The following is a 19,107-nucleotide window of genomic DNA, read 5'->3' as shown; positions in this document are numbered from 1 at the left end:
CGGCGAGCCCGTGGAGCCGCTTTCCGGGCGCTCCGAGCTGCCCGATCCGGGGGTCTCGCCCCACTCCCCGCCCATTCGGGCCGCGCCGGGCCGGGCGAGGGCGGCCGGTGTGGGCGGCTCCACGACCTCTCGGGACACGTCTCCCCAAGCGCCGCGCCGCGACTCACGGCCCGGCACAGCCGGACGGGGCCGGGCCGCGCCGGGCGGGGGGCGGGCCGGGCGAGGCCGGGCGGGCCGGGCGAGGCCGGGCGGGCCGGGCGGGGGGCGGGCCGGGCGAGGCGGGGCGGGTCGGGCGAGGCGGGGCGGGTCGGGCGGGCCGGCGCGGCCCGGGCGGGAGGAAGCCGACGGAAAGCCGTCCGGCCGGAACGCGGCCCCCGGCCCCGGCCCACGGCGGCCGGAAAGCGTCGGAACGGGGACGGGGCGGTGCGCCGGCCGCACTATGCTCGCCCGGCCAGGACCTCCTCCCGCGTCCCCGACGAAGGGATCCCCATGACGCTCCACGTCTCCCCCGCCTCCCTCCAGGACTGGGCGCTCGTACGCGAGTGGGCCGCCGCGGAGGGCTGGAACCCCGGGGCGGCCGACGCGGTGGCGTTCTTCGCGCAGGACCCCGAGGGGTTCTTCCTGGGGCGGATCGACGGGGAGCCCGTCTCCGCGATCTCGGTCGTCAACTACAGCGAGGACTACGCCTTCCTGGGCTTCTATCTCGTACGCCCCGATCTGCGCGGCCACGGTCACGGCCTCACCACCTGGCGAGCGGCGCTCACCCACGCCGGCGGCCGCACGGTGGGGCTCGACGGGGTGCCGGACCAGCAGGACAACTACCGGCGCTCGGGGTTCACGCTCGCCTACCGTTCCGCCCGCTATGTCGGTGAAGTCCCGCTTCCCGACCGGCCGGTGACGGGCGTGGTGGCCGCGGAACGAGTGGATCCGGCCGACCTCGCCGCGTACGACAACGCGTGTCATCCGGCCGACCGGCCGCGTTTCCTCAGGTCCTGGCTCACCACACCGGGCCACCGGGCCCTGGTCCGCGTCGTGGACGGGCGCCCGACCGGCTACGGGGTCGTGCGCCCCGCCGAGTCGGAGGCCCGGATCGGCCCCCTGTTCGCCGACACCCCCGCCGACGCGGCCGCCCTCCTGGACGCCCTCGCCGCCGAGGCCCGCGCCTTCGGCTCGCCGCGGATCGCCGTCGACATGCCCGAGGCCAACCCCGCCGCCGCCCGACTCGCCGAAGCGCGCGGCCTGGAACCGACCTTCGAGACGGCGCGGATGTACACGGGCCCGATCCGTCCCGTCGCCCAGCAGCGGGTCTTCGGCGTGACGACCCTCGAACTGGGCTGATCCTCGCGGTCTGAACCACCCCCCGCGGCACCCCCGCCCCACCCTCACCTCGCCCCTCCCCACCCCTCCCCCTCCCGCCCCTGAGGGGTGACAAGGGTTTTCCCCGTATCGCGTTCACCTCGGCGTTCCCTACTGTCTGCCGCATCGGCGGACAGATCCCCTCCACCTCCTGTCAGGTGCATGAGAACGAGTGGGTAATGTTCGCCGGTGGCGGCCCTGACCCCGGCCGTCGCGCCGGTGGCGGCGCACGGGCCCCCACGCCCAGGGAACGACGGATCGCGACCCCACTTCGCCCCGACGCTTCCCGCGCCGCCGCCACTGCTCCACCCACGTCGTAGTCGAAAGGGCCCACCTTGAACGGTTCCAGGCGGAGAGTCATATCCGTGGTGGTCGCGAGCGCCGCGATCCTCGGTGCCGCTGCCACCACCTCCGGGGCGTTCGCCGCCGTCCCGGCCGCACCCTCTCCGAAGCCGGCCCCGGCTTCGCAGGCGATGACCGCGCTGCCCAGCGCTCCCGTCGAGAAGGTCATCGTCACCTACAAGTCCTCGTCCGCCGAGGCCGGCTCCAACGCCGCCGCCAAGAGCGACGCGGCCGAGAAGGCCGCGAAGACCGGCGAGAAGCTCTCCTTCGAGCGCCGCCTGGCCGGCGGTGCCGCGCTGGTGAACCTGGGCGGTTCCGCGGACAAGCAGGACGTCGCCGAGGTCATGGCCGCGTTCAAGGCCGACCCGCAGGTCGCCTCCGTCGAGCCCGACATCCGCGCCTACGCGATGGCTGTCACCCCGAACGACACCGACTACGCCAAGCAGTGGGACCTCTTCGAGCCCACCGGCGGCATGAACGTCCCCACCGCCTGGGACAAGACGACCGGTTCCGGCGTCACCGTCGCCGTCATCGACACCGGCTACGCCGCCCACTCGGACCTGGCGGCCAACGTCATCTCCGGTTACGACTTCATCTCCACCGCCGCCGACGCCCGTGACGGCAACGGCCGCGACGCGGACGCCAAGGACGAGGGCGACTGGAACGCCACCGACGGCGAGTGCGGCACCGGCTCCAAGGCCTCGAACTCCTCCTGGCACGGCACCCACGTGGCCGGCACCATCGCCGGCGTCACGAACAACACCAAGGGCATCGCGGGCATCGCGTACAACGCGAAGATCCAGCCCGTGCGCGTGCTCGGCAAGTGCGGTGGCTCGTCCGCCGACATCGCCGACGCGATCACCTGGGCCTCCGGCGGCACCGTGCCGGGCGTCCCGGTCAACCCGACCCCGGCCAAGGTCATCAACATGAGCCTGGGCGGCGCCAGCGCCACCTGCCCGAGCGTCTACCAGACCGCGATCAACGGCGCCGTCTCCCGCGGTACCACCGTCGTCGTCGCCGCGGGCAACAGCAACGCCAACGCGTCCGGCTTCACGCCCGCGAACTGCTCGAACGTCATCACCGTGGCGTCGACCAGCCGCGAGGGCAACCGGTCGTACTACTCCAACTACGGCACCATCGTGGATGTCGCGGCCCCCGGTGGCGAGACCCGCCGCTCGACCGACACCCCCGGCACCGTGACCACGCCCGAGAACGGCATCTACTCCACGCTGAACTCCGGCACGACCGTCCAGTCGACCGAGACCTACAAGCCCTACCAGGGCACCTCGATGGCGGCCCCGCACATCGCCGGTCTCGCCGCGCTGCTGAAGTCGGCCAAGTCGACCCTGACCCCGGCCGACATCGAGTCGGCGATCAAGACGAACGCCCGCCCGCTGCCCGGCACCTGCACCGGCGGCTGCGGCACCGGCATCGCGGACGCCGCCAAGACGGTGGACGCGGTCACCAACACGACCCCGCCGGCCGGCAACGTCTTCACGAACGCGACCGACGTGGCCATCGCGGACAACACCACCGTGACCTCCTCGATCGCCGTCACCGGCCTGGCCGGCAACGCCCCCGCCACCCTCAAGGTCGGCGTGGACATCAAGCACACCTGGCGCGGGGACCTGGTCATCGACCTGATCGCCCCCGACGGCACCGTGCGCAACCTGAAGGCCTCCTCCTCGTCCGACAGCGCCGACAACGTCCTGGCCACCTACACCGTGGACGCGTCGAGCGAGCTCGCGAACGGCACCTGGAAGCTCCAGGTCCGCGATGTGGCCTCGGGTGACACCGGCTACATCGACTCGTGGAGCCTGACCTTCTGATCGACCGCTGATTCTCTTTCGAATCACGCTCGAACCACCCCCCACACCAGCATCGTTGCTGGTCAGCGAAGCGCCCGTGGTCTACACCACGGGCGCTTCCGTGTGCCGGTCACCCGCCGGACACGCACGGTTCACCGGGGTGTGCTGTCCGTATGCCGGACACAAGGCCTGGACTGGGGCGATCAGCTCCGTATTCTCTGCGCAACGGGGCTCATGGGCCGGGCCCCGAGCGCGGGAGGGTGGTGGACACATGACGACAGCGCCGCTGCGCCCAGCGCCGGTGGGCCGGGAGGAACTCCTCGCCCGACTCGAACGTGTACTGCAGGCGCGGGGACGCGCGCTGCTCACCGGTCCCGCCGGGGTCGGCAAGACCGAGGTCGCCGTGGCGGCCGCCGCCCGCGCCGAGGCGCGCGGCGAGACCGTGCTCTGGCTCGCCACCCTCCCGGCCGACCGCGACATACCCGGCGCGGCCGCCGCCGCCCTGGTCGCGTCCGTGGCCGCCACCATCACCTGGCCGGCCGCCGGCTCCCCGGCGGCCGCTCCGCGGCCCGCCACGGCCCTGGACGAGGGCCCCCCGGGCGACCAGGCCCTGCCGGACGGTACCGGCGCCCTGAGCCCCTTCCTCGGCCTCGGAGCGCCCCTCCCGACCGCCGGCCTCGGTTCCCTCGACGCGGCTCCCCACGCCGCTCCCGTGCCCGCCCCTCGGACGGCCTCCGACGCCGCGCCGGCCGGAGAGTGCCCCTACGAGCACGGTCCCGCCGCTCTGCGCCTCGGTCTCGGCGTCATGGCCTCGGGCGTGTTCGACGGGCTGCCGGGCCCCCAGCGGGCCGCCGTGGCGATGCTCTGCCGGGAGGCACCGCCCCAGGACGGTGGCTGGGACCCGATCGCCCTGCGGCTCGGGATCGCCGGGATCCTGCGGGCGTTGACCGGGCGCGGGCCCGCGCTCCTGGTGGTCGACGGGGTGCAGCACATCGACCCGGACAGCGCCGATCTGCTCCGGTTCGCCCTGCACCTCGCGCCGGCCTCGCTGCGGGTGATCTCCGTCGAGACGCCGGAGGCGTACGCGGCGTACGAAACGCGGGATCCGCACGACACCCGGCTCTGGGTGCCGTCGGAGGCGGACGTGCTGCTGGTGCCGCCGCTGCACGCCGACGAGATCGCCGAACTGCTCATCCACCACCGGCTGCCGTCCCGGATGGCCGGGCGCATCCACAAGGCGAGCGGCGGCAATCCGCGGCTCGCGCTCGCCGTGGGCCGCTCGCTGGCCGACGCCCGGACGCCGGTGCACCACGCGGAGGCGTTGACCCTGTCCGGGCGGGCCCGGGACCTGGCGCGACAGCTGCTCGGCGCGGCGCCCCCCGACGTCCGCGAGACGCTGCTGCTGGCGGCGCTGGCGCTGCGGCCCACCGCGGCCCTGGTGCGGCGGGCCGGACGGCCCAACGCGGAGGCGGATCTGGCGGCGGCGGAGCGGGCCGGTCTGGTGTCGCTCGCCGAGGACGGCACGGTCGCGTTCACGGCGGGGCTGCTGCCGTCGACGCTGGTGCACGACGCCTGCTGGGCCGAGCGCAGCGCCGGACACGCGGCGTTGGCTCGGGTGGTGGACGATCCGGTGGAGGCGGTGCGGCACCGGGCGCTGGCGACCGACGCGCCGCAGGAGGAGCTGGCGGCCGAGGTCGCCGAGGCGGCGGACCTCGCCCGGCGGCGCGGGAACAGCGCGCTCGCCGCGGAACTGGCCCTGCTCGCGGCGGAGTCGACGCCCGGCTCGCACGGGCAGCGGCGGATCGCGCGCCTGGTGGACGCCGCCGAGGAGGCCGCCCGGGCGGCGCGGGCCGATCTGGCGATGCGGGCCGCGACCGATCTGCTGGCCCGGGACGCGGCGCCGGCCGACCGGGTGCGGGCGCGTCTCGCCGTGCTCGACACGGCGGGGCAGGGGCTGACCGGGCTCGACGAGATGTACGTGCACGCGATGGAGGACTCCGAGGGCGACACGGCGCTGCGGGCGGCGGTGCAGCTCCGGCTGGCCGTCAAGTACGTGCTGGCGGACGGCGATCCGGCGCGTTCGCGGGCGGCCGCGATGGAGTCGGCGGCGCTCGCCGCGTCGATGGGGGATCCCCGTACGGCGGCGCAGGCCCTGACCGTGCAGGCGCGGATGGAGCGGGCACTCGGTTCGGCCGACGCGGACGCGGTGCTCGCGCAGGCGCGGGCGCTGGAGACGGCCGAGCGCCCGGCCGGGATCCGCAACGCCGCGCAGATCCTGACGATCCGTCACGCCCTCTTCGACGGGCGGCTCGTGGACGCCCGGGCGCAGCTGAACGCGCTGCTGCCGCTGGTGCAGCGGCGCGGTTCGGTGGAGGACGCGATCGAGCTGCTCAGCACGCTCGCGGAGATCGAGTCGCGGATCGGCCCGTGCCCGTCGGCCCTGGGGCACGCGGGGCAGTCGCTGGCGCTGACCCTGGAGGCGGGCCTGTCTCCCGGGCCCGCCTGGTACGCGCTGGCGCTCGCGGAGACGGCCGGCGGCAGTTTCGCCCGGGCGGCGAGCTACGCCCGGCGCAGCGTGCAGGCCTCCGAGGAGGAGGGCGACCGGGTCTTCCTGTCGCGCAGCCTGTACGCGCTCGGCCGGGTCCAGCTGGTCAACGGGGACGTCGCCGCGGCCCTGGAGACGCTGCGCCGGGTCGAGGCCAACGAGCGCGCGCAGTCGACGGTGGATCCGTCGATGCTGCGCTGGCACGAGGAGCTGGCGGAGGCGCTGCTCGCGCACGACGAGGTGGAGGAGGCCCTGGCGGTCGTGGCGGCGGTGCGGCCGGTGGGCGAGCGGCTGGGCCGGACCACGGTGCTGCTGGGCTGCGACCGGGCGTACGCGCTGTGCCTCGCGGCGGAGGGCCGGACGGACGAGGCGGCGGAGCTGCTGGCGGGGACGGCGGGCCGGTTCGCGGACGCGGAGCTGCCGCTGGAGCAGGGCCGGGCCCTGATGGCGCTGGCCCGGGTGGAGCGCCGCCGGCGGCGGCGCTCGGCGGCGCAGGCCGCGCTGCAGTCGGCGGCCGCGGTGTTCGAGCGCGTCGGGGCGGCGCCCTGGCTCGCGCTGGCGAGCGAGGCGCCGGCCGGTCCGGCGGGTGAGGGCCCGGTGGGCGAGGAGGCGCTGCCGGCGCTGTCCACGCTGACGGAGGCGGAGCTGCGGCTGGCCCGTCTGGTGGGGCAGGGCGCCAGCAACCAGGAGGCGGCGGCGAAGCTGTACCTGAGCGTGAAGACGGTCGAGGCGCGGCTGACGCGTATCTACCAGAAGCTCGACGTCCGCTCCCGCGCACAACTCGCCACGGCGCTCCGGCCGTAGGGGCACCGAAGGGCGGAGCGCGCGGGGGTGCCAAGGGGCCGGGCGCGCCGAGGTTTCGGGCGCGCCCGGTTCGGGCGTGAAGGGCCGGGCGCGCCCGGTTCGGGCGTGAAGGGCCGGGGCGCCAGGAAGTCAGGCCTGGCCGGGTGTCAGGCACCAAAGAGCCCGGCGCGCCGGGGAGTCAGGCCTGCCCCGGCGTCAGACGCCAAGGGCCCGGCCGAGGTGGCAGGCCTGCCTGAGGGGCGGATGCGCCGGATCGTCCCGGCGGCAGGGGCCTCAGACGGTGAACGGGCGCTGCCCCAGGAAGGCCTCCGACGGGGATCCGGTGGTGTAGAGGTTCGGGCTCTGGGTGGGCGGCAGTCTGCGCTGGATCGCCCGGTGGAAGGTGCGGTAGTCGCCGTGGAAGCCGCCGTCGCTCCAGACGCCGAGGAGCGCCTCGGTGAAGGCGCCGTTGACGTCTCCGTCGGCGGCGACCTGGTTGTCCTGGCAGGCGGAGACGAGGATGACCGGGGGTCCGTCCCCGTCGCCGTTGACGGGCGCCGCCTTGGCCAGCGAGCGCTGGAGGTCGTCGTAGAAGTCCCGGTCGCGCTCGTACAGCTCGATCTGCTTGGGCTCGGGCACGAACCGTCCGGTGACGGCGTCGGCGCCGGGCAGCTCGACGCTGCTGCCGCTGTGGCAGCAGTCGAAGAGGGTGACGACGCGGACGCCGGCGTCGAAGCGCAGGAACTCCTGGTGGACCTCGTCGTCGAGGAACTGGCGGTCGTAGAACACGAGGGTCTCGTCGCGCCGGTCGGGTTCGTCGTCGGGTCCCGTGACGTCCGGGACCTGGCCGCCGTGGCCCGAATAGGTGAAGAGCAGGATGTCGCCGGCGGCGAGCCGGTCGGCCGCCGCGCGCAGGGCGGCGGTGATCCGGTCGACGGTGCCCTCCTGGGTGAGCAGCACGGTGTCCGCGAAACCGGCGGCGCGAGCCAGCCGGGCCATGTCGCGGGCGTCGTTCTCGCAGGCCACCAGGGTGCCGTCCCAGCCGTCGTAGCGGTCGGGGTCGACGCGGTTCAGCCCGACGTGGAGAGAGATTCCGGTGGGCATGGGGTGCCTCCTTGGACGGGTGGAGGGGGCACCGGGGGCGTCTGTTCGAGTGGCCTACGGGTCCGGTGCCGTGGGCAGCCCTCCCCCGCGCGGTACTTACATCGTATGAACACAAGCGAATCCGGGCACTACCAGTTCGCCGACCGCACCGGCTACGACGAGAACTTCCTCGGGCCGACGGTGCCGCTGGCGCTGCCGGCCCGCGCGTCGGTGAAGACGGTGATCCTGCCCTACACCCACTTCACCGTCGTCTTCCGGCCGGACCGCCGGCTCGCCGCGTCGACCGCCGTCTGCATCGAGGGACGGGAGCTGCTGGAGGACGTCCCGCGCGACGACGTCTGGGAGTTCGACCCGCGGCTGCCCCGCGAGCAGCAGGCCGGCGACGACATCTACCGCAACAACAGCCTGGACCGCGGCCATCTGGTGCGCCGGCTGGACCCGGTGTGGGGCTCGGCGGCGGTGGCGGGCCGGGCCAACACGGACACCTTCCACTTCACCAACGCGGCACCGCAGGCGGACGTGTTCAACCAGGGCAAGCAGCTGTGGCAGGGCCTGGAGAACTACCTCCTGGACCACGCGGCCGAGTACGACCGCAAGCTGACGGTGTTCACGGGACCGGTGCTCCAGGACTCGGACCCGCCGTACCGGGGCATCCAGGTGCCGCTGCGCTTCTGGAAGGTGGCCGCGTTCATGCAGGACGGGGCGCTGGCCGCGACGGCGTACGTGCTCGACCAGAGCCCGGACCTGAGCCGGGACGCGGACCGCGCGTTCGCCGGGGCGACGCCGGGCGCGCCGCCGCCGCTGGGCCCGTTCCGTACGTACCAGGTGCCGGTCTCGGACGTCGCGGAGATCACCGAGCTGGAGTTCGGGCCGCTGCCGGACGTGGACCTGATGCCGCCGACGCGCGCCCCGGAGGAGCGCTGGCGGCGCCTGGAGTCGTACGACGACATCATGATGGCGCCGTGACCGGAAGGCGCCGGGCGGCGCGCGCCCGGCATGCTCCGGCGGCCGGGCCGCGGGGGCGCGCGGTCAGCGATTGCGGCGGCCGTCGCCCGGCGGGACGATGACAGCAGCGTAGTCGTCCCCATCGGCGCAGGGACGACCGGGCAGGTGCGTCATGCCTCTCACCGAGACGGAGTGGGGCCTCGTCACCAGCTGGGTGCGGGACCATCTCCTGGACGACCCCGATCCCCGGACGCGGCTGCTCCGCACCGCTCTGACCACGGATTTCGTCGCGGATCTCCCGCTCACCCCGGACCGGGACGCGAACGCGCGGCTGATCGTGGGGGCGGCCCGCAAGGACATCGCCCACCAGCGGCGTCTCCTCGACGCCCTGGCCCGCCTGGACGCGCTCGACCGCCTCGACGCGACCGACTCGGTCGGGCGGGGCATGGAGGTTCGGGCCCTGCTCGGCCGGCTGCGCGAGGACGAGCAGGCGCGGCAGGCGGCGCTCGACCCCTTCGAGGCGGTGGTGCTGCGGCACGGCACCGAGGTGTTCATCGACCGGGCGGAGCTGCGGGAGACGCTGCGCAAGTTCGTGGCGGACCCGGAACTCTCGGTCCTCGTGGTGGACGGCGAGCCGGACAGCGGCCGCTCGTACACGTACCGCCTGATCCGGCACCTGGGGCAGCACACCGGCTTCCGTCCGGTACGGGTGACCCTGTCGCGGACGTCGACGGCGGCGCGCCTGGTGGGCCGGCTGGCCGAGTTCGTGTCGGGCCCGGAGGCCGACGGATTCCCCTTGAATCCGACACAGTTGAACGATCCACTGCCGTCGATCGACGACGCGGTGCACCGGATCGTCGGCCGGGCGACCGCCGCCGAGGACCGGTTCTGGCTGGTGCTCGACGACTGCGACAAGCTCGACCCGAACTCCGACGTGTGGGACTGCGTCGGCAAGCTCGCCCTCGCGATCTACGAGCACACCCCGGTGCGCGAGGAGACCGTGCCGCGGCTCGTGCTGCTCGGCTACGCCACCGCGACGCACCAACTCCCGTACGACATCAGGAACAGCGAGTGCCGGGACACCGCGCGCCCGGCCGGTCCCGACGAACTGCGCGACTTCTTCACCCGGTTCTTCGCCGAGGCGGCCACGAGGACCCCGGGCGCGGCGGGTCCGCCGCCGCCCGGGCTCGTGGAGACGACCGTCACCGCGGTGCTGCGGGCCGTGGACTCGGCCGATCCGGCGGACAGTTACATGCGCCGGCTGTGCACGGCGGTCGAGGAGGCCGTACGGCTCCACCAGAGCCTGGCGCCCGGCGAGGACTTCGCCGGCCGGCTCGGCGCCCTGGGCGCCCCCGCCGCGCCGGTCGTGCCCGCCATGCCCGAGCTGCGCCGCGCATATCGTGAAGCGGCCTGCCTCCTCGACGAGTTCGACCCGGCGCTGCTGCGGCTGCCCGGAGAGCCGGCGCCGAGCGGCAAGGCGGTCCTGCAGCTCGTGGAGGACTGCACGGCGCTGGCCGGGCCGCAGCGCTCGGTGCGCTGGGTGCTGACCCCGGAGGTGCGGGCGACGGCCCTCAAGGGGCTCGGGAGCCCGGAGGCCGCCCGGGTCGCGCTCGCCGCCAACGCGGACTCCCTCCCCGAGGGCCCCGGGGTGGCACGTGCCGCGCTGGCCCTGCTGTCGGGCGTCCCGGCCGGTCCGACGGCCCTGGCGAACGCGGACGTGGAGGAGTTGTCCGACCTCCTCCAGGCCGTGCTGTGGCTGGAGCAGGTGCCGGGCACGGCCGGCCTCCTGCCGGCCGTCGGCGACATCCAGCGGCGCCTGGAACGGGCCCGTCTCCTCCAGCCGCTGCGGCTGCTCGTCCGGGACACCTTCCACGGCCGCCTCCACGAACTCGACGCGCTGCGCACCTACCTGGCCCTGCCGTCCGAGCCCGCCGAGCCGCCCGTACTGCTGCACGGCATCGGCGGCATCGGCAAGAGCACCCTGCTCGCCCGCTTCCTGCTCGACAGTCTGCGCGAGGCGGCACCGGAGGGGTTCCCCTTCGCCTACATCGACTTCGAGCGTCCGACGCTCTCCATCCACGAACCGGCCACGGTGATCGCCGAGTCGGCCCGGCAGCTCGGCATCCAGTACCCCGACCACCGGGCGGCGTTCGACGCGCTCGCCGACCGCTGCGGCGAGACCGCCGACGCGCAGCGCGGCGAACTCAAGCAGATCGACGACCTCTCCCGGCTCTCCGCCACCCGCGCCACCCTCGGCCGGGACTACTCCGCCGGGTTCCACGCCCAGGCCAGCGCCCGCGAGCAGGACCTCGCCCGCGAGCTCGCCGTCCTGGTCGCCGAGGCGGTCGCCACCCCGCCGGGCGAGATGGAGCCGCCGCTGGTGATCGCGCTGGACTCCTTCGAGGAGGCCCAGTACCGGGGTTCGCCGATCATCTCCCGCATGTGGGCCGTGTGGGCGGCGCTGCGCGCCGAGTACCCGCGGCTGCGGTGGGTGGTCGCCGGGCGGGCCCCGATCGACCACCCGGCGCGGATCCTCAGCCCGCGCACCATGGAGCTGTCGGAGCTCGACGAGCCCGCCTCCGTGGACCTCCTCCTGTCCTGCGGTGTCGACGACGAGACCGTGGCCCACACCCTCTACGCCCAGGTCGGTGGCCATCCCCTCAGCCTGAAGCTCGCCGCGCGCACCGTGGTCACCCTCGGCGAGGAGGCCGACTCGCTCGGGGAGCTGCTGCGCGGCCTGACCAACCGGCGGCGGCTGCACAGCAGTGTCGACCAGATGCTGATCCAGGGCACCCTGTACGACCGCCTCCTCAAGCACATCGCGGACGCCGAGGTGCGCGTCCTCGTCCAGGCCGGTCTCGCGCTGCGGGTCATCACCCCCGAGCTGGTCCGCGACGTGCTCGCCGGGCCGGCCGGGCTCGGGGAGCTGAAGACCGCCGACGCGGGCCGGCTCTTCGGCCGGCTGGTGTCGCGGCTCGACCTCATGGAGTCGGCGGGGCCGCAGGCGATCCGGCACCGGCCCGACCTGCGCTCCATCATGCTGCGGCTCTCGGACGGGGCGCGGACCGACCTGATGCGGGCGGTGGACGCACGGGCCGTGGCCTACTACGCGGGGCGCGACACCGTCCGGGACCGCGCCGAGGAGATCTACCACCGGCTGCGTCTGGGCGAGAACCCCCGCACGGTGGAGGAGCGTTGGCAGGCCGGCGTGGAGAACCACCTGGCGGGCGCCGACCGGGACATGGCGCCCCGCTCGGCCGCCTTCCTGCTGGGCCGGATCGGCGGCCACGTGCCCGACCGGATCATGGCCGAGGCCGACCAGGAGGACTGGGAACGGATCGCCGCCCGCGAGGTGGAGGACCTGCTCACCCAGGGCTATCTGGAGGCCGCGGCCCGGCGGCTCGCCGAACGGCAGCCGTGGACGCCGTGCAGCAAGCTGCACGCCCTGCTCGTGGAGACGCTGGCCCGCTCCGGGCGCGTCGAGGACGCCCGGGAGACCGCCGAGCGGGCCGAGGAACGGGCGGAGGAGGCCGGCTGCGCGGAGACCCGCCTGGAGCTGCTGCAGCTGTCCGCGCGACTCGCGCAGGACGTCGGCGACTTCGCCGCGGCCGACCGGGACCTCCACGAGGCCGAGGGCGTGGCCGCCGGCCTCGGGCTGCCGTACGAGTCGATCGGCGTCCTGGTGGCCCGGTCCCGGCTCGCCGACGCCGCGGACACGGACTCCGCGGAGACGGACGCCCGGCTCGCCCGCCGGCTACGCGGCCTGGACGACGAGGACCTGGCCCGCCAGCCGGCGCTGGCCCGGGCGGCGGCCGTGTCGGCCTGCCGGGTCGACCCGCCGGCGCTGGCGCGCACGCTGCGGCTGGTGGGGCTGCCCGAGGACGACGACGCCGTGGTGACGGCGCTCGCGCGGTGGATCGACACGGCGATGACCGAGGAGCCGCAGCTGCGCGAGCCCCTGGCCCGGATCCTGGAGTCGGCCGCGGCGGGCGCCCTGCCGCCGGGCACGGCCGGGCGGGCCACGCCGGGCGCCGTCCGGTACGCGGACCCGTACGCCGAGCCGCCGGCCGGCGCGTTCGGCGGCCCGTACGCCGATCCGTACGCCCACCCGATGTCACGCGACCGGATCGAGGAGACGCTGCGGGCGGCGCGGGGGCACGGCACCCTGGACAGCCTCGCCTGGCGGACGCTCACCCTGGGCGACCGCAGCGGCAGTCTGCTGCTGGGCGTGGCCGCCGCCGTCGAGGCCGGATCGGGCCTGGCGCAGCGGGCCGGCATCCCCGGGTACGGCCCCGAGCCCGGCGGAGCGGCCCTGGTCGGCATCACCCCGCCGCCGGACCATGCCGAGGCCGCCTGGCGCGAGGAGCCGTACCTGCCCGCCGAGGAACTGCTCGCGGTGGAGAACGCGGCCATGGAGGCGGGGCTCGCCGACCGGGAGCTGCGGGGCCGGCTGTTCGCGGGCGTCAAGGACCACTTCCGGGCGGCCCTGCCGCCGCAGCCGACCCCCTTCACCCAGACCCAGTCCGACCTGCGGACGATGAACCGGGTCGAGCGCCTGATGGAGGGCGAGGTGCCGCTGGAGCTGTGGCTGCGCAACGCGATCGCGCTCGCCGCGGACCCGGGCCCGGTCGCCGTCTTCCAGCGGGCACTGGACCATGTGGTGCGCGACGCGGCGGGCGAGCCCGAGCTGCCGGACGAGTTCCTGTCCGCGGAGTTCAAGGAGGAGATCGTCGTCCGGGACGACATGGTGCCCTTCGAGTTCCTCTACGAGGGCTTCGTCGCCGGCGCGGCCGTCGCCCGGGTCACGGTGCCGCCGTACGAGTCGGGGAAGCAGCTCCAGCCGGCGTACCCGCACGTCGGCACGGGCTGGCTGATCGCCCCCGGTCTCCTCGTCACCAACCACCACGTGGTGAACGCCCGCAACGGCATCGGCGGCGGCCGCAAGCAGGTCGCGGAGGAGGATCTGCAGCTCCAGGTGCGCAACTCCCGCTCGCGCTTCGACTACGGTTCCGACCAGGCCGAGACCGAGGAGGCCACGGCCGCCGCCCTGGTCGCCTGGGACGAGGAACTCGACTACGCAGTGGTGCGGCTGACGGCCGCTCAGCCCGAGCGCATGGTGCTGCGGGTGGCCACGGCGCCGTGCGAGTCCCGGGGCAACGCCCCACAGGCGGTCAACATCATCCAGCACCCCAAGGGCATGCCGAAGCGGGTCGCGCTGCGCAACAACCTGGTCTACCAGGCGGACGACAAGAACCTCGCCTACTTCACCGACACCCAGGGCGGCTCCTCCGGTTCGCCGGTGTTCACGGACCGGTGGACGGTCGTCGCGCTGCACCGCGGAGCGCGCCGGGTCACCGGCGTCGAGTTCCAGGGCCGGTCGACGGCGGTGGTGAACATCGGCACCCAGATGAGCCGGATCCTCGCCCATCTGCGGGAGAACCTGCCCGAGTTGTACGCGGAGATCATGGCGGCGCAGGAGAAGCTGCCGAGGGAACCGGAGCTGTGAGCGCGGGAGACGGCGGATCGGCACAGGGGCGCGTGGCGCCAGGCGGAGGTGACCGGAGATGACGTACGGATCACGGAGCGGATCACACAGCGGCTCGCCGGTGGCGACGGGCCCCGAGCAGGTCTTCGGCGATCTGGGCGAGGTGGCCGCGCGGGTGCGGTCCCGGCTGGAGGAGGAGCTGGAGATCCAGGAGTCCGCCGAGGAGCTGCCGCCCGCCGTCGCCCCGGCCGCCGAGATCGGGCGCTTCGCCCAGGAGGAACGGGCCCGGATCCTGGAGGCGGGCGTCACCGGCCTGGAGAAGCTGGCGGACGGCCGGACGGAGGACATCGACGAGGACGAGTACTTCGGGGTGGAGGCGATCGTCCTCCTGGAGGGCCGGCCCGCGATCCTGGTGCAGGGCCAGGACTTCGCCCCGCAGCAGGGCGACTGGGCGGTGCTCGACGCGAGCCGGGCCGCGATCCACGAGTCGATCGCCCGGGTCGGCCGGGTCGAGGTGACCGGTCACCCGAACCTCGACTGGATCGGCACCGCGTTCCTGGTCGGCCCCGAGGCGGTGATGACCAACCGGCACGTGGCCGCCGAGTTCAGCCGCGCGGACGGCGCGGGCTGGACCTTCCAGCAGGGCATGACGGCCCGGGTCGACCCCGGCGAGGAGCTGCCGGCGCACCCCGCGCCGGGCCCGGTGCCGGCCGCCGACTCCCTCGCGTACGAGATCACCGAGGTGATCGGGATCCACCCGGACGTGGACATGGCCCTGCTGCGGATCGCCCCGCCCGACGGCGAACCGCTGCCGACCCCGCTGGCGGTCGCGGCGGACGCCCCGGCGAGCGTGCCGGGCCGGCCGGTCTACGTCATCGGCTACCCGGCCTGGGACGGGCGCCGCAACGAGCCCGAGTCCATGCGGCGGATCTTCATGGACATCTACAACGTGAAGCGCCTGCAGCCCGGCATGGCGACCGAGTTCGAGCCCGGCGGCCTGGTGATGAAGCACGACTGCTCCACCCTGGGCGGCAACAGCGGCTCCCCGGTCTTCGACCTCACCGACCACCGCGTGCTCGGCCTCCACTACGGCGGGCGCTACCGGATCGGCAACGTGGCCGTACCGCTGTGGGAGCTGGTGGACGATCCGCTCCTCGGACAGGCGAAGGTCAACTGGGTGTGACGGCGTCCCTCAGGGCGAGCGGCGGGCCGGGGCCCGGACCGCCCTGTCACCCGCCGTCGCCGCCGAGCAGGCCGAAGACCGGGAGCAGGCCGTGCGGGCGGGCGTCGACGGGGAGGGGGTCGACGAAGTGCACCCGGGCGCCGAGGACTTCGGCCCCGCCGTCGGCCCGGCGGTCGTCGCCGACCATCAGGGTCTCGGCGGGGGCGAGGCCGAGCCGTTCGCACGCGAAGCGGAAGATGCCCGGGTCCGGCTTCTGCACGCCGACCTCGAAGGAGAGGGCGTAGACGTCGACCCACTCGTCGAGGCCGTGGGTGCGGAACACCGGCCGCAGGTCCCAGCCGATGTTGCTGACGACGGCGACCGCCAGGCCGCCGCGGCTCAGCTCGCCGAGCGTGCGGGCGGTGTCCGGGTAGGGGTGCCAGGCCTGGGGGGTGCGGTGGCGGTCGTAGAGCGCCTGGACGAGCGCCGGCTCGGTCACCCCGGCCTCCTTGATGAGGGCCGTGTACGCGGCGCGGTGCCGCTCCGCGTCGAGGTCGCGCTCCGCCCAGAGCTTCTTCAGACGCCCGGGCATCCGTTGCGGGTCGGGGCCGCCGGGCTGGGCGCCGTGGAAGGTGAGCCGTTCCACGGTGTGCGCGAACGCGTCGCCGGAGAGCCGGACCCCGGCCTCGGCGAGGGCCGCGTCGAGCCAGTGCGCGACGGACTCGATGCGCAGGAGTGTGCCGGAGAAGTCGAACATGACGCCTTTGATCACCCTCCGATCGTACGAACGCCGCGCCGGGAACTCCAGGAAGCCTCACCGCGTTATACCCCCTACGGGTATATCAACGAGGAGGCAGGGTGCGACGACTGACGGCGCTCGAACCGGAGCAGGCCACGGGCAAGGCGCGCGAACTGCTCGCCGACATCGTCGAGCGGCACGGCTCGGCGGGCGAGATGGTGTCGACGATGGCCCACTCGCCGGCCGTCCTGGAGGGCTATCTGAGCCTGTCCCGGGCGATGAGGCGGGTGAAGATCCCCCGGGCCCTGAGCGAGAAGATCTCGCTCGCCGTCCAGGAGTGGATCGGCTGCGGCACCTGCCGCGAGGCCCATGCGACGGCGGCCCGCGCCGCCGGCCTGAGCGAGACCGACATCGAGCTGGCCCGGCAGGGCACCTCGACGGACGCCCGCGAGTCCGCCCTGATCGCGGTCGCCCTGCGTGTCCTGGCCGAACCGAGCTCCCTGGGCGACCAGGACGTGGCGGAGCTCCGGGCGCACGGCTGGAGCGACCGGATCATCGCCGAGGTGGTGGGTGTGGTCACGCTGAACATGCTGACGGGCGCGTTCAACCTGCTGGCGGGGATCCGGCCGGAGGAAGATGGCGAGGAGAGTTGACCGCGCCGACCGACGGAGACGCCATGCCCGCTCAGCCCCTGACCGTCGCTGTGCTCGGCACGGGGATCATGGGGGCCGCGATGGCGCGGAACCTGGCCCGGGCCGGGCTCGACGTACGGGCGTGGAACCGGACGCGGGCCAAGGCGGAGCCGCTGGCGGCCGACGGGGTGCGCGTGACCGACCGGCCCGACGAGGCGGTGGCCGGTGCGGACGTGGTGCTCACCGTGCTGTACGACGGGGCCGCCGCGCTCGACGTGATGCGCGCGGCGGCGCCCGCGCTGCGGCCCGGCGGCGTGTGGCTGCAGTCGACGACGGCCGGGCTCGACCGGCTGACCGAGCTCGCCGCCTTCGCCCGAGCGCACGGACTGCTCTTCTACGACGCCCCGGTACTGGGCACCCGGGCGCCGGCCGAGGCCGGACAGCTCACGGTCCTCGCCGCCGGGCCGCTCGAGGGCCGGGCGACCCTCGGCCCGGTCCTGGAGGCGGTCGGCGCCCGTACGGTGTGGGCGGGTGACGACGGCGCGGCCGGCGGCGCGACCCGGCTCAAGCTCGTCGCCAACAGCTGGGTCCTGGCCGTCACCAACGCGACCGGTGAGCTCCTGGCGCTGGCCCGGGCGCTCGGCGTCGATCCGCGGGCCTTCCTCGACACGGTCGACGGCGGCCCGCTCGACATGGGCTATCTGCGGGCCAAGGCCGCCCTCGTCCTGGAGGACCGCCTCTCGCCGCCGAGCTTCTCGGTGACCACCGCCGCGAAGGACGCCCGCCTGATCGTCGCCGCGGGCGAACGGCACGGCCTGCGGCTGGACGGGGCGCAGGCCACCGCCGTCCGGCTCGACCGGGCCGCCGCGCAGGGCCACGGCACCGAGGACATGGCGGCGGCCTACTTCGCCAGCTACGACGCGGAGGCCGACGCCGACCGCGTGCGGCGCGAGGTGGGCTCGCGCCGGGTGGCCGCCGGCCACGCCGACACCGTGCTGCTGCGCCGTACGTACGAGACGGCGGCCGAGGACCTCTGGGAGGCGCTGACCTCCGCCGAGCGCCTCGGGCGCTGGTTCCTGCCGGTGACGGGCGAGCTCCGGCCGGGCGGGCGATACCAGCTGGAGGGCAACGCGGGCGGCGAGATCCTCGAGTGCGTCGCGCCCGAACGCCTGCGCGTCTCCTGGATCCTCGGCCCGGCACCCGACCCCGGCTTCAGCGAGGTGACGCTCCGGCTCGTTCCGGCGGGTCCCGGCCGCACCGTCCTGGAGCTGGAGCACGCGGCCGTACCGCCGCGGGAGTTCCGCGCCCGCTACGGCCCGGGCGCGGTCGGTGTCGGCTGGGACCTGGCCCTGCTCGGCCTCGCGCGCCACCTGGCGGGCGCCACCCTCACCACCGACGAGGCCGCCGCCTGGCAGACCTCCGCCGAGGCCCGCTCCTTCGTCGTCCGCGTGGGCGAGGCCTGGGGCGCCGCCTACGCCGCCGCGGGCGCGGACGAGGCGACGGTGGCCGCGACGACGGCGGCGACGATCGCCTCCTACCACGGGGACTAGTTCCGTCGGGCACGGGGACCAGGTCCTGCCGGGCCGGTCCGGCGGATGTGATTTGCCCGGTTCATCCGGTGATGCGGTAATGGAGGGGCTGAGACTCGACGTTTCCACCGGCACCCTGGGAGCAGGAATGACCGACGGCCCCGAGCCCATCAGTGACGACGCCCTCCGTGCCCTCCAGCGGGAGCTCGCCGAGCTGCGCAGCGAGCGCGGGACCGCGGCCGCGACCCTCCGGGACCCGGACGAGGTCGGCGACCGGGCCGACGAGGCCGACGAGTTGCGGCGCGCCGACGAGGTGGCGCGGCTCGACCGGCGCATCGCCGACATCGAGGGCCGGATCGCCGCGGCGGGCGTCGCCGGCCCGCCGTCCTCGGACGTGGTGGGGGTCGGCAGCACGGTCACCGTACGGTTCGAGGACGGTGCCGAGTCGACCGTCCACGTGGGCGAGCTGGCCGACGCCGACGACCCGGCCCTGGTGACCTCCGACAGCCCGCTCGGGCTGGCCCTGATGGGGCGGCACGCCGGGGAGACCGTCTCGTACCGCGCGCCCGGCGGCCCGACCACCGCGGTCGTCGTGTCGGTCGGCGCCTGATCCCGCCGGCCTCGGCCCCCTCGGCGCGCGCCACTCCCCGAGGGCGTGGGCGTCGGCGGCGAGCAGG

The 19,107-nt window shown here is 74.8% G+C and carries 11 protein-coding genes and 1 pseudogene; 10 read left to right on the top strand and 2 right to left on the bottom strand.

Annotated features, from left to right (window positions below; genetic code table 11):
* Positions 1 to 489 precede the first annotated feature (489 nt).
* From ACIGXE_RS15135 to ACIGXE_RS15125, 3 genes are all read left to right on the top strand, one after another.
* Positions 490 to 1,338: a GNAT family N-acetyltransferase gene (locus tag ACIGXE_RS15135; RefSeq protein WP_399747295.1), complete on the top strand. Its 849-nt coding sequence runs from the start codon at positions 490 to 492 to the stop codon at positions 1,336 to 1,338.
* Positions 1,339 to 1,829: 491 nt separating this feature from the next.
* Positions 1,830 to 3,527, top strand: coding sequence for a S8 family serine peptidase (locus ACIGXE_RS15130; RefSeq protein WP_399747839.1), 1,698 nt, complete (start codon positions 1,830 to 1,832; stop codon positions 3,525 to 3,527).
* 250 nt (positions 3,528 to 3,777) lie between these two features.
* On the top strand, positions 3,778 to 6,855 hold the full coding sequence (locus tag ACIGXE_RS15125; RefSeq protein ID WP_399747293.1) for an AAA family ATPase: 3,078 nt from the start codon (positions 3,778 to 3,780) through the stop codon (positions 6,853 to 6,855).
* Positions 6,856 to 7,128: 273 nt separating this feature from the next.
* Here ACIGXE_RS15125 and ACIGXE_RS15120 read toward each other — a convergent pair whose 3' ends face one another.
* Positions 7,129 to 7,938, bottom strand: a complete 810-nt coding sequence (locus ACIGXE_RS15120; RefSeq protein ID WP_399747291.1) for a caspase family protein — start codon at positions 7,936 to 7,938, stop codon at positions 7,129 to 7,131.
* 105 nt (positions 7,939 to 8,043) lie between these two features.
* Here ACIGXE_RS15120 and ACIGXE_RS15115 point away from each other — a divergent pair, with 105 nt between their 5' ends.
* The 3 genes from ACIGXE_RS15115 (at position 8,044) to ACIGXE_RS15105 (ending at position 15,551) form a co-directional block, all read left to right on the top strand.
* On the top strand, positions 8,044 to 8,904 hold the full coding sequence (locus ACIGXE_RS15115) for a DNA/RNA non-specific endonuclease (protein ID WP_399747289.1): 861 nt from the start codon (positions 8,044 to 8,046) through the stop codon (positions 8,902 to 8,904).
* A 151-nt stretch (positions 8,905 to 9,055) separates the two neighbouring features.
* The gene (locus ACIGXE_RS15110; protein ID WP_399747287.1) at positions 9,056 to 14,389 is read left to right on the top strand and encodes a trypsin-like peptidase domain-containing protein; all 5,334 of its coding nucleotides are present in this window, start codon (positions 9,056 to 9,058) and stop codon (positions 14,387 to 14,389) included.
* Positions 14,390 to 14,447: 58 nt separating this feature from the next.
* Positions 14,448 to 15,551, top strand: a complete 1,104-nt coding sequence (locus ACIGXE_RS15105) for a trypsin-like serine peptidase (RefSeq protein ID WP_399747285.1) — start codon at positions 14,448 to 14,450, stop codon at positions 15,549 to 15,551.
* 46 nt (positions 15,552 to 15,597) lie between these two features.
* Here ACIGXE_RS15105 and ACIGXE_RS15100 read toward each other — a convergent pair whose 3' ends face one another.
* The gene (locus tag ACIGXE_RS15100; protein WP_399747838.1) at positions 15,598 to 16,287 is read right to left on the bottom strand and encodes an HAD family hydrolase; all 690 of its coding nucleotides are present in this window, start codon (positions 16,285 to 16,287) and stop codon (positions 15,598 to 15,600) included.
* Between the two features lie 101 nt (positions 16,288 to 16,388).
* Between ACIGXE_RS15100 and ACIGXE_RS15095 the strand changes: the two genes are divergently transcribed.
* From ACIGXE_RS15095 to ACIGXE_RS15080, 4 genes and pseudogenes are all read left to right on the top strand, one after another.
* The gene (locus tag ACIGXE_RS15095; protein ID WP_399747283.1) at positions 16,389 to 16,922 is read left to right on the top strand and encodes a carboxymuconolactone decarboxylase family protein; all 534 of its coding nucleotides are present in this window, start codon (positions 16,389 to 16,391) and stop codon (positions 16,920 to 16,922) included.
* A gap of 23 nt (positions 16,923 to 16,945) precedes the next feature.
* Positions 16,946 to 17,833: pseudogene (locus ACIGXE_RS15090) on the top strand (NAD(P)-dependent oxidoreductase); the annotation flags it as partial.
* A gap of 9 nt (positions 17,834 to 17,842) precedes the next feature.
* Positions 17,843 to 18,451: an SRPBCC family protein gene (locus ACIGXE_RS15085; RefSeq protein WP_399747836.1), complete on the top strand. Its 609-nt coding sequence runs from the start codon at positions 17,843 to 17,845 to the stop codon at positions 18,449 to 18,451.
* Positions 18,452 to 18,578: 127 nt separating this feature from the next.
* Positions 18,579 to 19,040: a GreA/GreB family elongation factor gene (locus tag ACIGXE_RS15080; protein ID WP_399747281.1), complete on the top strand. Its 462-nt coding sequence runs from the start codon at positions 18,579 to 18,581 to the stop codon at positions 19,038 to 19,040.
* Positions 19,041 to 19,107 lie beyond the last annotated feature (67 nt).

This window comes from Streptomyces sp. NPDC053431 (genome assembly GCF_044544925.1).
Classification (GTDB): Bacteria; Actinomycetota; Actinomycetes; order Streptomycetales; family Streptomycetaceae; genus Streptomyces.
The sequence above is the reverse complement of the archived record's forward strand: the minus strand, read 5'-3'. Positions and strand labels throughout refer to the sequence as shown.

Coding starts and splice junctions, on each gene's coding strand:
- ACIGXE_RS15135 (WP_399747295.1), top strand. CDS start 490: ATGACGCTCCACGTCTCCCCCGCCTCCCTCCAGGACTGGGCGCTCGTA.
- ACIGXE_RS15130 (WP_399747839.1), top strand. CDS start 1,830: ATGACCGCGCTGCCCAGCGCTCCCGTCGAGAAGGTCATCGTCACCTAC.
- ACIGXE_RS15125 (WP_399747293.1), top strand. CDS start 3,778: ATGACGACAGCGCCGCTGCGCCCAGCGCCGGTGGGCCGGGAGGAACTC.
- ACIGXE_RS15120 (WP_399747291.1), bottom strand. CDS start 7,938: ATGCCCACCGGAATCTCTCTCCACGTCGGGCTGAACCGCGTCGACCCC.
- ACIGXE_RS15115 (WP_399747289.1), top strand. CDS start 8,044: ATGAACACAAGCGAATCCGGGCACTACCAGTTCGCCGACCGCACCGGC.
- ACIGXE_RS15110 (WP_399747287.1), top strand. CDS start 9,056: ATGCCTCTCACCGAGACGGAGTGGGGCCTCGTCACCAGCTGGGTGCGG.
- ACIGXE_RS15105 (WP_399747285.1), top strand. CDS start 14,448: ATGACGTACGGATCACGGAGCGGATCACACAGCGGCTCGCCGGTGGCG.
- ACIGXE_RS15100 (WP_399747838.1), bottom strand. CDS start 16,287: ATGTTCGACTTCTCCGGCACACTCCTGCGCATCGAGTCCGTCGCGCAC.
- ACIGXE_RS15080 (WP_399747281.1), top strand. CDS start 18,579: ATGACCGACGGCCCCGAGCCCATCAGTGACGACGCCCTCCGTGCCCTC.